A 15,032-nucleotide genomic window follows, 5' to 3' on the forward strand; every position below is an offset into this window, starting at 1 on the left:
GGAGAAAGCATGCTCGAGCTCACTCTAGAGCAGATATCCATGGACCAGTCGGCTGTGGATAAATCCGCTGCGTTGCAGCTACTGGCCGAGCATCTGGTTGCCGATGGCCTGGTCGCCGACGGGTACCTGGCCGGGTTGCAGGCGCGTGAGGCTCAGGGCTCGACTTTTCTCGGTCAAGGTATTGCCATCCCTCACGGTACACCGCAAACCCGCGACCTGGTGTTTTCCACTGGCGTGCGGCTGATGCAGTTTCCCGAAGGCGTGGATTGGGGCGACGGCCAGATCGTGTACCTGGCGATCGGCATCGCGGCCAAGTCCGACGAACATTTACGCTTGCTGCAACTGTTGACCCGCGCCCTCGGCGAAACCGACCTGGGCCAGGCCTTGCGTCGCGCAAGCTCCGCCGAGGCCTTGTTGAAACTGCTGCAAGGCGCGCCGCAGGAATTGGCGCTGGATGCGCAGATGATCGGCTTGGGTGTGTCGGCCGATGACTTCGAAGAACTGGTCTGGCGTGGCGCGCGGTTGCTGCGTCAGGCTGATTGTGTGAGCAACGGTTTCTCCGCCGTGTTGCAACAGGTCGAAGCGTTGCCCCTGGGCGATGGCTTGTGGTGGTTACACAGCGAACAAACGGTCAAGCGCCCGGGTCTGGCCTTCGTCACCCCGGACAAACCGATTCGCTACCTTGGCCAGCCGCTCAGCGGTCTGTTCTGCCTGGCCAGCCTCGGTGAAGCCCATCAGGCCTTGCTCGAACGTCTGTGTGCGTTGCTGATTGAAGGCCGTGGCCACGAACTGGGCCGCGCCACCAGCAGCCGCAAAGTGCTCGAAGTCCTTGGCGGTGAATTGCCGGCGGACTGGCCGAGCGCGCGCATCGCACTGGCCAACGCCCACGGCTTGCACGCGCGCCCGGCGAAGATCCTCGCCCAGCTAGCGAAAAGTTTTGAAGGCGAAATTCGCGTGCGCATCGTCGACGGCCAGGACAGCGCGGTGTCAGTGAAGAGCTTGAGCAAACTGCTCAGCCTCGGCGCCCGTCGGGGTCAGGTGCTGGAATTCATTGCCGAGCCGAGCATCGCCGCCGATGCCTTGCCGGCCTTGTTGGGCGCCATCGAAAAAGGCCTCGGCGAAGAAATCGAGCCGTTGCCAGCCGTGAGTCAACAACGCGAAGAAATCGCCGAGATAGCCGAAGTGCTGCTCGCCCCGGCGTCCGGCAGCCTGATTCAAGCCATCGCCGCAGCGCCGGGCATTGCCATCGGCCCGGCGCATGTTCAAGTGTTGCAAACCATCGAATACCCGCTGCGCGGTGAGTCGGCCGCCGTCGAGCGCGAGCGTCTCAAACAGGCGCTGGCGCAGGTACGTCGCGACATCGAAGGCCTGATCGAGCGCAGCACCTCCAAGGCGATCCGCGAGATTTTCATCACTCATCAGGAAATGCTCGACGACCCGGAACTGACCGATGAAGTCGACACCCGCCTCAAGCAAGGCGAAAGCGCCGAAGCGGCGTGGATGGCGGTGATCGAAGCGGCGGCAAGACAGCAGGAATCGTTGCAGGATGCGTTGCTCGCCGAACGTGCGGCGGACTTGCGCGACATCGGCCGGCGCGTGCTGGCGCAACTGAGCGGCGTCGAAACGCCAAGCGAGCCGGACCAGCCTTACATTCTGGTGATGGACGAAGTCGGTCCGTCCGACGTCGCGCGTCTCGATCCGGCCCGTGTCGCCGGCATTCTCACGGCTCGCGGCGGCGCCACGGCGCACAGCGCCATTGTCGCCCGGGCGCTGGGAATTCCGGCGCTGGTCGGTGCTGGCGCGGCGGTGTTGCTGTTGGCGCCGGGCACGCCGTTGCTGATTGACGGCCAGCGCGGGCGCCTGCATGTGGACGCCGATGCACTGACCTTGCAACGCGCCATCGAAGAACGCGACACCCGTGAACAGCGCCTGAAAGTGGCCGCTGAACAACGTCATCAACCGGCGCTGACCACCGATGGCCACGCGGTCGAAGTGTTCGCCAACATTGGCGAGAGCGCCGGTGTCACCAGCGCGGTGGAGCAGGGCGCCGAAGGTATTGGCCTGTTGCGCACCGAACTGATTTTCATGGCTCACCCGCAAGCGCCCGACGAGGCCACTCAGGAAGTCGAATACCGTCGCGTCCTCGACGGTCTGGCCGGTCGGCCGCTGGTGGTGCGCACCCTCGACGTCGGTGGCGACAAACCGCTGCCGTATTGGCCGATCGCCAAAGAAGAAAACCCGTTCCTCGGCGTACGCGGTATTCGCCTGACCCTGCAGCGCCCGAAAATCATGGAAGCGCAATTGCGCGCCCTGCTGCGGGCCGCCGACAACCGCCCGCTGCGGATCATGTTTCCAATGGTCGGCAGCGTTGATGAATGGCGTCAGGCGCGGGACATGACCGAGCGCTTGCGCCTGGAAATCCCGGTCGCCGACCTGCAACTGGGGATCATGATCGAAGTGCCGTCGGCGGCATTGCTGGCACCGGTGCTGGCCAAAGAGGTCGACTTCTTCAGCGTCGGCACCAACGACCTGACCCAATACACCCTGGCCATCGACCGTGGCCATCCGACCTTGTCCGCACAGGCCGACGGCTTGCACCCGGCGGTGCTGCAACTGATCGACATCACCGTGCGTGCGGCGCATGCCCATGGCAAATGGGTCGGCGTCTGCGGCGAGTTGGCGGCCGATCCGCTGGCGGTGCCGGTGCTGGTCGGTCTGGGGGTGGACGAACTCAGCGTGTCGGGGCGCAGCATTGCCGAGGTCAAGGCGCGCATTCGCGAACTCAGCCTCGCCCAGACGCAAATTCTCGCCCGACAGGCCCTGGCCGTGGGCAGCGCCAATGAAGTGCGCGCATTAGTGGAGGCTCTGTAATGGCCCGGATTTTAACCCTGACCCTCAATCCGGCGCTGGACCTGACCGTTCAGTTGCCGCGCCTTGAACCCGGTCAGGTCAACCGCAGCGACGCCATGCACACCCACGCCGCCGGCAAAGGCATAAACGTGGCGCAAGTGTTGGCGGACCTGGGTCATCAGCTCACCGTCAGCGGTTTCCTTGGGGAAGACAATCTACAGGCGTTCGAAACCCTGTTTGCCAAACGTGGTTTTGTCGACGCGTTCATCCGCGTTCCCGGCGAGATTCGCAGCAACATCAAACTGGCGGAAAGCGACGGGCGCATCACCGACGTCAACGGTCCGGGGCCGCGAGTGAGTGAAGCGGCGCAGCAGGCGTTGCTCGATCGTCTTGAGCAGATCGCACCGGGCCATGATGCTGTGGTCGTCGCCGGAAGCTTGCCGCTGGGCGTCAGTGCGCATTGGTTGCAGGCGTTGATCGTGCGCTTGAAAAAACTCGGGTTGAACGTCGCCCTCGACACCAGCGGTGAAGCGTTGCGTTCTGCACTCAAGGCCGGCCCATGGCTGATCAAACCGAACACCGAAGAGCTGGCCGATGCGCTCGGCTGTGAGGTTGTTTCGGTCGCGGCACAAGCCGAAGCCGCGAGTCGCTTGCACGCTCAAGGCATTGAGCATGTGGTGATATCCCACGGTGCCGATGGCGTGAACTGGTTCAGCGTCGGTTCGGCGCTGCATGCCACGCCGCCCAAGGTCAGCGTCGCCAGCACGGTGGGCGCGGGCGATTCGTTACTGGCCGGCATGCTCCATGGTTTGCTCAGCGCCGACACGCCTGAACAGACCCTGCGCACCGCCACGGCGATTGCCGCGATGGCGGTCACCCAGATCGGTTTCGGCATCGGCGATGCCGCGCAATTGGCGCAGCTCGAACAGGGCGTGCGCGTGCGCCCCCTGACAGAACAATAAGAGGGATTGTGATGAAGTTAGCCATTGTTACGGCCTGTCCGAACGGCATGGTCACCAGTGTGCTGTGCGCCCGTTTGCTCGATGCGGCGGCTCAGCGTCAGGGCTGGATGACGTGCGTTGAAGTGGTGGATGCGACGCATCCGGAGCGTCAGCTGTCGGCGGCCACGATCGAGGGTGCGGAGTGGGTGTTGCTGGTGACCAGCGTGCCGGTTGACATGACGCGATTCGTCGGCAAACGCGTGTTCCAGTGCACTCCGGCGCAAGCCCTGCAAGATGTTGAAGCGGTGCTGCGGCGCGGTGCTGAAGAAGCTCAGGTGTACGTTGCCCCTGACGCGGTCGCCGAGTCCGCCGTCCTCACTAAGAACGCGCCTCGACTGGTCGCGATCACCGCGTGCCCGACCGGCGTCGCGCACACGTTCATGGCCGCCGAAGCCCTGCAACAAGCCGCCAAGCGTCTGGGTTACGACCTGCAAGTGGAAACCCAGGGCTCGGTCGGTGCGCGCAATCCGTTGAGCGCGGCGGCGATTGCCGATGCCGACGTGGTGCTGCTGGCCTGTGATATCGAAGTCGCCACCGAGCGTTTCGCTGGCAAGAAAATTTACCGCTGCGGCACCGGCATTGCGCTGAAACAGGCCGAGGCGACGCTGAATAAAGCGCTGGCCGAAGGTCGGCAGGAAAGCGCTGCCAGCGGCGCCAACGGCCCGGTCAAGCAAGAGAAAACCGGCGTCTATAAACACCTGTTGACCGGTGTGTCGTTCATGCTGCCGATGGTGGTGGCGGGCGGCTTGATGATCGCGTTGTCCTTTGTGTTCGGCATCACCGCCTTCAAGGAGCAGGGCACGTTGGCGGCGGCGCTGATGCAGATCGGCGGCGAGACCGCGTTCAAGTTGATGGTGCCGCTGCTGGCGGGTTACATCGCCTACTCGATTGCCGACCGGCCGGGCCTGGCGCCCGGGATGATTGGCGGTCTACTGGCGAGTACCCTCGGAGCCGGTTTTATTGGCGGGATCATTGCCGGTTTCATCGCCGGTTATGCGGCGCAGGCGATCAACCGCTACGCGCGTTTGCCGCAGAGTCTCGAGGCGCTGAAACCGATCCTGATCATCCCGTTACTGGCGAGTCTGTTCACCGGCCTGGTGATGATTTACGTGGTCGGCAAACCGGTGGCCGGGATGCTCGAAGGGCTGACCCACTTCCTCGATAGCATGGGCACCACCAACGCGATTCTGCTCGGTGTGTTGCTGGGCGGCATGATGTGCGTGGACCTTGGCGGGCCGATCAACAAGGCGGCTTACGCGTTCTCGGTGGGCCTGTTGGCGTCACAGAGCTATGCACCGATGGCCGCGACCATGGCCGCCGGCATGGTGCCGCCGATTGGCCTGGGCATCGCCACGTTCATCGCACGGCGCAAGTTTGCCCAGACCGAGCGCGAAGCCGGTAAAGCGGCGTTGGTGCTGGGGTTGTGCTTCATCTCTGAAGGCGCGATTCCGTTTGCGGCGAAAGACCCGCTGCGGGTCATCCCGGCGAGCATTGCCGGTGGTGCACTGACCGGGGCGTTGTCGATGTATTTCGGCTGCAAGCTGATGGCGCCGCACGGTGGTTTGTTTGTGCTGGCGATCCCCAATGCGATCAATCATGCGCTGTTGTACCTGCTGGCGATTGTCGCCGGGAGCCTGCTGACGGCGGTGGCGTATGCGCTGCTCAAACGGCCTGAAACGGTGGAGCAGGCACTGGAACCCGCCAACGCCTGATACCAATCCCTGTGGGAGCGGGCAAGCCCGCTCCCACAGGGATTGCCTTTCACACCAGCGTCATGGGTATGTGCTTTAGTTTTCCTTTTCAGGGAGAACACCATGAGCGAATTCGACCTCGGTCGCCGTCGGGTCATGCAAGCGGTGGGCGCCGGGCTGTTGTTGCCAGGGCTGGCGCCGGCTGTGATCGCTTCGGTCAAGGATCGTCCACAACTCACTGACGGCGTGCAGTCCGGCGACCTGCTGGGCGACCGGGCGATGGTCTGGAGCCGCAGCGACCGCCCCGCGCGAATGGTCGTGGAATGGGACACCCGCAGCCTGTTCAGCAACCCGCGCCGGTTTGTCTCGCCACTGGCGGATGGGCGCAGCGATTTCACTGCGCGGGTCGAACTCACCGGCCTGCCTGCCGATCAGGCGATTTTCTATCGCGTGACCTTCGAAGATGCCCAAAGCGGTGTCGCCAGCGAACCCTGGTTTGGCCATTTGCGCAGCGTGCCGCAAAACCGCCGCGACATTCGTTTTGTCTGGAGTGGCGACACCGTCGGCCAGGGCTTCGGCATCAACCCGGACATCGGCGGTATGCGCATCTACGAAGCCATGCGATTGCGCCTGCCGGACTTCTTTATCCACAGCGGCGACACCATCTACGCCGACGGCCCGGTGCCCGCGCAACTGCCCACTGAAAGTGGTCGGGTGTGGCGCAACATTACTACCGAAGCCAAGAGCAAGGTGGCGCAAAACCTCGACGATTTTCGTGGTAACTACCGCTACAACCTGATGGACGAAAATATCCGTCGCTTCAACGCCGAGGTTCCGCAGATCTGGCAATGGGACGACCATGAAGTGGTGAACAACTGGTCGCCGGGCAAGCAACTCGACGCGCGCTATCAGGAGAAAGATATCCACAACCTGGTCGGCCGCGCACGACAGGCCTGGCTCGAATACGCTCCGATGCGTTTGCAGAGCGCCGATCACGGCGGGCGGATTTATCGCAAGCTCAGCTATGGGCCCCTGCTCGATGTGTTTGTGCTCGACATGCGCAGTTACCGCGGCGCCAACGACGACAACCTCGGCGCGGCAAAACCCTTTCTCGGGCGCGAGCAACTGGACTGGCTCAAGCAGGCATTGAAAGGCTCGCAAGCCCAATGGAAAGTCATCGCTGCCGACATGCCGATTGGTTTGGGCGTGCCCGACGGTGAAGTCAGCCCGGGTGTGGCGCGCTGGGAAGCGGTCGCCAATGGCGACCCGGGACCGGCCCAGGGACGTGAACTGGAAATCGCTGAGTTGCTGGGTTTCCTGCGGGCGCAGCAGGTACGTAACTTCGTGTTTTTGACGGCGGACGTGCATTACTGCGCAGCGCATCACTACCACCCGGATCGTGCCGCGTTTCAGGACTTTGAACCGTTCTGGGAGTTTGTCGCCGGGCCGCTGAACGCCGGGAGTTTTGGGCCGAATCCGCTGGATAAGACGTTCGGCCCGGAGGTGGTATTCGAGAAGGCGCCGCCGGCGCAGAACACTTCACCGTTTGCCGGGTTTCAGTTTTTTGGCGAGGTGAATATTGATGGGCAGACGGGGGAGATGAGCGTGGTGTTGCGGGATCTGGATGGGGTCAGTGTGTTTGAACAGAAGGTGCAACCGGTCTAATGGTTGCACGCCTGCCCCCCCTGTAGGAGTGAGCCTGCTCGCGATTGCGGTACAACAGCCAACAGATATGTTGAATGTTTAAACCGTCATCGCCGGCAGGCTCACTCTTACAGGAGATTAGTGGTGTCAGTAGACGTCGCGACGGTAGCGGCCTTGTTCGATCAGGCGATCGACTTCAGCAATCCCGAGCACTTCATTGAGCACGTGATCCACACCCGACGCCATCCCTTGCAAGCTGCCGCAGATGTAGATGACGGCACCATCAGCCAACCATTGCTTCAACTCATCCGCCGACTCGCGCAGGCGATCCTGAACATAAATCTTCTCGGCCTGATCTCGCGAGAACGCCAGGTCCAGTCGCTCCAGGTCGCCTGAAGTCAACCACTCCTCCAACTCATCGCGGCACAGGTAATCGTGTTCCCGATTGCGCTCGCCAAATAGCAGCCAGTGCCGTTGTTGCCCGTCGGCAATGCGCGCCTTGAGCAAACTGCGCAGCCCGGCCAGACCGGTGCCGTTGCCCAGCAGGATCATCGGCACCGGCTCGGCCGGCAGATGGAACCCGCTGTTGCGCCGCACTCGCAGGCTGAGGGTGCCCCCCACGGGAGCGTGTTCGGTCAGCCAGCCGGAGCCGATGCCCAGGCTGCCATCGGCGTGCATTTCCTGGCGCACGATCAGTTCCAGAAGGCCGTCAGCCGCAATCGAAGCAATGGAGTATTCGCGCATGGCCAACGGCACCAGCGCATCGACCAGTGCCTGAGCGTGCAGGCCGACCAGATGGGCTCGGTTCTCCGGCAGCTGACGCGTGGCGAGGGCTTGCTCCAGCGGTTGTGACAAGCCATCCAATGCAACCGCAGCGCGCCCGTCGATGCCCAGGCCATCAAGAAAGTGCTCAATGGCCCACGGGCAGTTACGAGGCAACACTTCCACCAGATCACCCGCCAGCCAACTGCTGGTGGATGGGGCGGCGAGGCCCAGCAAGTACACCGGCGAGCCAATGCTGTCGGGGTTCATCAATTCGCGGCGGGTCAGCGTCCAATTGTCGTAGCTCAGTGCCTGCCAGGTGTCGACCGGTGCTTGCCCGGTCAACAGGCCCAGTTGTTGTTGCCAGTGGCGCAAGGCGTACGGATCGCCGCTGTCGACTTCCACCGGGGAGAACAAGGTTTTTCCGCCGTGCTCGCCCAGCCAGGTGTGCAAGCGTCGGGCGAAACCGCAGAAGTGTTGATACTGGCGATCACCCAGGCCGAGCACCGCGTAGTTCAAACGCTCAAGGTTTGATGCCCGCCCCAGCACCTTGCGTTCGAACCCGCGCGCACTGTCCGGTGCTTCACCGTCGCCGAAGGTACTGACCACGAACAGCGCGTTAGTGGCATTCAACAGATCCTGTTCACTGACACTCGCCAGCGGCTGCACGTTTACCGGCACGCCGGCGGCCTGCAATTGGCCGGCGGTCTGCCACGCCAATTGCTCTGCAAATCCACTCTGGCTGGCGAACCCGATCAGCCATGCCGGTGCATCGCTACCCGGTTGTTCGAGACCTTTGCGCGCGTCCTTGATCTGCTTTTTCTTGCGGCGACGATCGAGGTACAGCATCCAGCCGGTGACGAAAAACAACGGCATGGTCAGTGCGGTAATCGTCAGGATGATGCGCCCGACAATGCCGAAGTAGCTGCCGACATGCAGTGCATAAATGCTGGTCAGCAATTGCGCCTTGAGGCTCTTGTCGCTGTAGCGATCATGCTGCTTGACGATGCCGGTCGCCGGATCGAGGGTGATCTGGTTCAGGGCGCGGTCGTGGGGCGAGGTTTTCAGCAGGTAGAACACCGTCGCCGGCTGGCCGGCCACGGGCGGCATACGGATGTTGTAGGCGCTGAGTGCCGGGCCCGCGGCGCTGTAGATGCTGCTCCAGATGGCCGCGTAGTCGGCGGTGGGCGCCGGACCGCTTGGCACCGGGCCACGACCACCGCGCACGCGCTCGTTTTGCGGGGCGTCGGAGAGCAATCGGGTCAGGCCTTTGTTGTACCACTCATACGACCAGGACAACCCGGTCAGCGCCGCCAAGAGGTAAAACACCAGGCACCAGGTGCCGGCTACCGAGTGCAAATCCCAGTTGAAGCTGCGGCCTTTTTTCTTCCAGTCCAGGGTCAGCCAGGCCCGCCATTTGTTCCACTGGCGCGGCCAGCGCAGGTACAGGCCGGACAGGCAGAAGAACACCAGGATCAGCGTGCACGCGCCAGTGATGTTGCGACCGGTGTCGCCGATGGCCAGGAAGCGGTGCAATTGCAGCACGAAGCCGAAGAAGTCCTGGCCGGTGGCATCGCCCATGAGCTCGGCGGTATACGGGTCGACGTAGCGCATTTCGCCGCGGCGCTGGCCCGGTGGCGGGGTGAAAAACACCTTGGCCGCATGGCCGCTGTCGGTCTCGACGGAAAGCATCGAGACTTTTTTGCCGGACGCGGCTTCGATGCGCTCGACCAGTTCGACGGGCGGCAGGACGCCGGCGACCTGCTTCTCGACCTGCAACACGGAGGGGTTGAGCACGTTCAGGATTTCATCCTGAAACGACACCGTCGCCCCGGTGATGCCCATCAGGGCCAGGACCAGCCCGGCGCTGATGCCGAAAAACCAGTGCAACTGGAACAGGGTTTTCTTCAACACGTCACTCGCCTTGTTCGTTCAAAAAATTATCATCACGGCGCGCATTATGCCGTGGGTTGTCGAGAAACATTCTTTTTTACGCACAAAAGCCCCGTTCATGGAGATGAACGGGGCCTCACCCTGATTTCAGTCTTCACCGCCATTCCTGTAGGCGCGAGCAGGCTCACTCCTACAGGTGTTGTAGTGACTGCAATCAGAAGTGGAAGTTGGTGCTCAGCAATGCCGTACGGCCCGCCGCCTGGTTGGCGAAGTGGGTCGAGAAGGCCTTGTCGTAGTACGTTTCGTCGGTCAGGTTCTGTACGTTCAGTTGCAGATCGACGTTTTTGCTCAGCTTGTAGGCCGCCATCGCGTCGTAACGAACGTAGGAATCAACCATGGTGGTGTTGGCCACGCTGCCGAAGACATCGTCGACATAGAACGCACCGCCACCGATGGTCAGCTTCGGTGTGACCTGATAGGTCGTCCACAGGCTGGCGCTGTTTTTCGGTGTGTTAGGCAGTTCGTTGCCATCGTTGGCGGCGCCCAGCGGGCCGCCGTCGACTTGCTCGCTGTCCATGTAGGCGTAACCGGCGAACACTTGCCATTTGTCGGTGAGCTTGCCGGTGGCCGACAGTTCGACACCTTGCACGCGGGTTTTGCCGGCGTTTTCATAGCTTGTGGTGTCGACCTGGACGCGGGCGTTGTCTTTCTCGGTGCGGAAGATGTCGGCGGTCAGGGACAGGCGATCATTCATCAAGTCCCACTTGGTACCGATTTCGTAGTTCTTGGTGGTTTCCGGTTCCAGGTCGCTTTTCAGCAGGTTGCCGTTGCGATCCGGCGTGCCGCCCAGCGGGTTGCCTTCCGAACCTTCGCCCAGGGTGTTGCCCGGTGGCGTGGCCGACGTCGCGAAGGACGCATAGATGCTGCCATTTTCCGCCGGTTTGTACACCACACCGAACTGACCGGTGACGAACTCGCTGGTGTCATCGCCCTTGGACGTGGTCACGCTGGAACTGTTGAAGGTTTTGTAATCGGTGTCGAAATGGTCGTAGCGCAGCCCCATGTTCACCAGCCACTGCTGGGACAATTCCAGGGTGTCGAACACATACAGCGCATAGGTGTTGGCCTTGGTGTCGGTGCCGGCGTAGTTACGCGAGATCGCACCGTTCCAAGGATCTTTCGGGTTCGGGTTGGACAGCGAGGTGCAGTTGTAACCACTTGGCGCGCCGATCAATGCCGGGGAGCAGTTGGTGGTGGCTGCGGCTGTTCGCGGGGTGGTGTCGGTGTTGACGTTGTACGAGGACTTCTGGTTTTCCTCGTGGGTGAACTCGATACCGGTGGCGAAGCTGTTCTTGAACCCGGCGATGTACAGGTCACCAAACAGATCGGTCTGGTTGGTCGTGGTCTCGGTGTTGCTGACACGGGTGTTGGCCCGACGCCAGACGCTGCCATTGTTGACGTTGCCCTTGCTGTCGTCCGGCTGGGTGAGGATGTAATCCTGCATGCTGGTGCCGTGACGCAGGGTGTTCTTGAAGGTCAGCGCGTCGTTCAGGTCGTGTTCGATGGCGAAGGTTGCGGTGTCGGTGCGGCCCTTGCGGAAGTCACGGTCGTTCAGGCCGTAGAAGTTTGAGCTGTCGCCGCCATCGTTCGGTTTGTCCGGATTGGACTTGGTGCGCGCAGCCGAACCGGCCACCGGGATGGTGTACGGAATGCCCGAGTCCGGGGTGTCGTTACTTTCCAGATGGTAATAGTCGAGGTTCACGCGGGTGTCGGTGCCCAGGCCGAAGGCCAGCGACGGCGCGATGCCCCAGCGGTCGTAGTCGACGCTGTCACGGCCAGCGACGTTGCTCTCGTGGCTCATCAGGTTCAGACGGCCGGCGGCGGTGTCGGTGAACTGGTAGTTGCTGTCCAGGGTGAAACGCTGGGTCTGGTCCGAACCCCAGGTAAAACCCGCGTCATTCGAGTCGCCCAAGTGGGCTTTTTTGCTCACCAGGTTGATGCTGCCGCCGGCAGCGCCACGGCCGCCAATGGCCGAGTTCGGGCCTTTGCTGACTTCAATCGATTCGACGGCGAAGATCTCGCGGCTCTGCGAACCGGTGTCGCGCACGCCGTCCAGGTAAGTGTCGCCCTGGGCGTCGAAGCCACGAATGAACGGACGGTCGCCCTGCGGGTTGCCGCCTTCACCGGCACCGAAGGTGATGCCCGGCACGGTGCGCAGCGCGTCCTGCATGTTGAGGGCGCCGGTGTCCTTGAGGACTTGTTGCGGAATGACAGTGATCGAGCGCGGGGTGTCTACCAGCGGCGCGGTGTACTTGGGCGAGGAGGCTTTTTCGACGTTGTAGGAAGTCTCGTCCTGGGCCTCGCCAGTGATGGCGGTCGCGCCCAGCGAAATCACATTACCCGGTGCTTTTTCGTCGGCTTTTTCCGCCGCGAAAACCATATGGCCCGCGGAGCCGGCAGTAATCGCCATGCCAATGGCCGATGCGAGCAAACGTGGTGAACTGACCGGTACGTGTGGTTGTTGACGTGACATTTGAATTCCCCTCCCAAGGATTTGAGGACGCGGAATATAGGGTAGACGCGTATTTGTATCAATTGCGAAACGTTATTATTCGCGAAGAATTTACATTCTTTACAATTTAACCTTACGGTTTTTGCTGTTTCGTCCGTCGTTAAGGTTTTACATTGGCAATAAGAATCAATACCATTAGCACCCCTTTGGTCCCAGGTGCCTTTGCCATGCTGCTGCACATTCCCGGCTTGTTCGCGAAAGAAGAAGTGCAGCGCATCCGCGAGGCTCTGGCCCAGGCCGATTGGGCGGACGGCAAGATCACCGCCGGCTATCAGTCGGCCAAGGCCAAGCACAATTTGCAGCTGCCTGAAGGCCATCCGCTGGCCATGGAAGTCGGCGCGGCGATGTTGGAACGGCTGTGGAAAAATCCGCTGTTTATGTCAGCGGCGTTACCGCACAAGGTTTTTCCTCCGTTACTGAACTGTTACACGGCCGGCGGCAGTTTCGATTTCCATATCGATAACGCGGTGCGCCAGCCCAAAAACAGCATCGAGCGCGTGCGCACTGATCTGTCGGCAACGCTGTTTTTCAGCGAGCCTGAGGACTACGACGGCGGTGAGCTGGAAATCCAGGACACCTTCGGCACACAACGGGTGAAGCTGCCCGCCGGCGATATGGTTTTGTATCCTGGTACCAGTCTGCACAAGGTCAACGCGGTCACCCGTGGCACGCGTTACGCCTCTTTTTTCTGGACGCAAAGCCTGGTGCGCGAAGACAGTCAGCGCGCCTTGCTGTTCGAGATGGACGGCGCGATCCAGCAGCTGACCCAGGACATGCCCGATCACCCCTCGCTGATCCGCCTCACCGGCACGTATCACAACCTGTTGCGTCGTTGGGTCGAGGTATGACTTATCAACTGCGCAGGGAGGAAGTTCTCAACGGTGATTCGCTCAAGGCCATGCTGGCGCAAAGTCCGGCGCGCGCGGCCCAGGCAATTTTGATCGCGGCTCGCGAAGGCGTACTCGATGCTCAGGCGCTGCTCGGGCAAATCCTGCTGGACGGCAACGGCATCGCGCAGGATCAGCCGTTGGCATTGCGCTGGTTCGAAATCGCCGCCCGTGGCGGGCACCTGATGGCGCGCAACATGCTTGGCCGTTGTCACGAACACGGCTGGGGGCGCGCGGCGGATGCCTCGGTTGCCGCGCGGCATTACCGAATCGCTGCCGAAGCCGGGCTGGATTGGGCGATGTACAACTACGCCAATCTGCTGGCGACTGGGCGCGGCGTCGCCGAAGATCAGGCGCAAGCATTGGCGTTGTATCGCCGAGCCGCCGAGTTGGGCCACGCCAAATCCATGAACCTGTTGGGGCGCTATCTGGAAGACGGCGAGGCATGCATCGCCGATACACTCGCGGCGCGAATCTGGTATCGCCGATCTGCCGAAGGCGGAGATTTTCGGGGGCAGTTCAGTTATGCGGCCCTGCTGGCCGATGACGGGCATGTTGACGAATCGTTGTCCTGGCTACGTCGGGCATTGGCCGCCGGTAACCAGAACTTTTTGCGGGTGAGTGGGGAGGCGCTGAGCAACGCCCTACACCCCAGGATTCGAGCGATGGCTCAGGAATATCACCAACGAGCGTCCCAACTCGCTCAGCCAATGGGTTAACCGCGCAGCCACTGGCCTTTAAGGTTTTCCAGGTAGCGCTTGAAAGGCTTGGCTTGCGCTATCAGCTTCCGGCCCTTTTTGACGACATCGCTCTGGGCATCCTCGGTGATAGCCTCAAGAAACAGCCTCAACGCTTCGACAATGTTGCTCGTTTCATCCGCATATGTATTGCGGGGTTCGATCACCTTTGTCGTATCGGTCAGCTGTTTGACTTTCTTGTCGTTGTCGCTCATTTGGGTGACTAGCGAGTCCAGGCGACCTTGCCGATCTTTTAGACGAACACGAAGCGTGGTTCGAGCTTTAATCAAACCCTGGTATTTGATCAGTTCGTTTGCCTCATCAAGAAACTTGTTCGCCACCACCAGACCGGCCTTCAATGCAGCGGCTTGAGGTGTTTCAGGTCGATTACCGATCATCCCGGTCAATTGCTCAAAAAGAGGTTTCAGGCGGTCAATGAAGCTGAGGCTTTCAAACAGGCGGATTGCTTCATTCAAGACCCTTTCATCTTCGAGAAGCGAATCCACAGGGGGGTTTTCTTTTTCCAGTTCTGCAGCCAGCACTTCGCGAGCTTCCACCAGTTCGGCAATCCTGAACCGGTTATTACTGATGGAGGAGTACCTGACACTGTAGATGGCGTGGCTAAGTTCTGCTTGAACCTCATCCAGCTTGTCAGTGCACAGGGAGATTAACTTCCTGGCTATTTCGGTATAGGACTCAATGGCGATTCTGGTGGGCGGGTTTTTTTCGCCTGCTGACAGTATGTCCAGCGCTTCCAGCGTCTCATTGAGTGCCGTGGTTTCAAGGCTGATAATCGCAGAAGTTAATGTTTTGGAAGCGGTCAGGTCTGTAGCAGTGATTTCGGCATTCAGCTGTATCAGTTCATTTCGCAGTGATTCAATATACAAGTCAGCAGAGCCGATAATGGCTTGGTAACGAATGGTTTCTCGGCTGTCGCGAATAAGCGACATAGCTGGCGCGATATACGATGGCGTTGTCATAAATATCCTTATTTA

The 15,032-nt window shown here is 61.2% G+C and carries 9 protein-coding genes; 6 read left to right on the plus strand and 3 right to left on the minus strand.

The annotated features are described in order from the left end of the window. The first annotated feature begins 9 nt into the window (after positions 1–9). From ptsP to SB725_RS23430, 4 genes are all read left to right on the plus strand, one after another. Positions 10–2,871, plus strand: coding sequence for a phosphoenolpyruvate--protein phosphotransferase (gene ptsP, locus SB725_RS23415; RefSeq protein WP_410922641.1), 2,862 nt, complete (start codon positions 10–12; stop codon positions 2,869–2,871). Then, on the plus strand, positions 2,871–3,812 hold the full coding sequence (pfkB, locus tag SB725_RS23420) for a 1-phosphofructokinase (RefSeq protein ID WP_410922642.1): 942 nt from the start codon (positions 2,871–2,873) through the stop codon (positions 3,810–3,812). Before ptsP ends, pfkB begins: the two co-directional genes overlap by 1 nt. Before the next feature lie 11 nt (positions 3,813–3,823). Continuing rightward, positions 3,824–5,563 carry a PTS fructose-like transporter subunit IIB gene (locus SB725_RS23425; protein WP_059181629.1) on the plus strand — a complete coding sequence of 580 codons (1,740 nt, stop codon included), beginning with the start codon at positions 3,824–3,826 and terminating at the stop codon, positions 5,561–5,563. A gap of 102 nt (positions 5,564–5,665) precedes the next feature. Next, positions 5,666–7,207: an alkaline phosphatase D family protein gene (locus tag SB725_RS23430; protein ID WP_194940814.1), complete on the plus strand. Its 1,542-nt coding sequence runs from the start codon at positions 5,666–5,668 to the stop codon at positions 7,205–7,207. Between the two features lie 126 nt (positions 7,208–7,333). Here the strand turns inward: SB725_RS23430 and SB725_RS23435 are convergent, their stop codons facing one another. Both SB725_RS23435 and SB725_RS23440 read right to left on the minus strand, forming a co-directional pair. Further along, positions 7,334–9,862 (minus strand): PepSY domain-containing protein, encoded by a 2,529-nt coding sequence (locus tag SB725_RS23435; RefSeq protein WP_027924480.1) that lies wholly within the window; start codon positions 9,860–9,862, stop codon positions 7,334–7,336. A gap of 193 nt (positions 9,863–10,055) precedes the next feature. Continuing rightward, positions 10,056–12,374, minus strand: a complete 2,319-nt coding sequence (locus SB725_RS23440) for a TonB-dependent receptor (RefSeq protein WP_410922643.1) — start codon at positions 12,372–12,374, stop codon at positions 10,056–10,058. Between the two features lie 206 nt (positions 12,375–12,580). Here SB725_RS23440 and SB725_RS23445 point away from each other — a divergent pair, with 206 nt between their 5' ends. Further along, entirely contained in the window at positions 12,581–13,261 is a 681-nt protein-coding gene (locus tag SB725_RS23445; protein WP_027924482.1) for a Fe2+-dependent dioxygenase, read from the plus strand. Further along, positions 13,258–14,019: a tetratricopeptide repeat protein gene (locus SB725_RS23450; RefSeq protein ID WP_027924483.1), complete on the plus strand. Its 762-nt coding sequence runs from the start codon at positions 13,258–13,260 to the stop codon at positions 14,017–14,019. The genes SB725_RS23445 and SB725_RS23450 overlap by 4 nt, the downstream gene beginning before the upstream one ends. Here SB725_RS23450 and SB725_RS23455 read toward each other — a convergent pair. Next, positions 14,016–15,017 (minus strand): alpha-xenorhabdolysin family binary toxin subunit B, encoded by a 1,002-nt coding sequence (locus tag SB725_RS23455; protein WP_410922644.1) that lies wholly within the window; start codon positions 15,015–15,017, stop codon positions 14,016–14,018. The two genes, SB725_RS23450 and SB725_RS23455, sit on opposite strands and share 4 nt — an antisense overlap. Positions 15,018–15,032 lie beyond the last annotated feature (15 nt).

The sequence above is a fragment of the Pseudomonas sp. SIMBA_041 genome (assembly GCF_046535095.1).
In the GTDB taxonomy this organism is placed as follows: Bacteria; Pseudomonadota; Gammaproteobacteria; order Pseudomonadales; family Pseudomonadaceae; genus Aquipseudomonas; species Aquipseudomonas mucoides.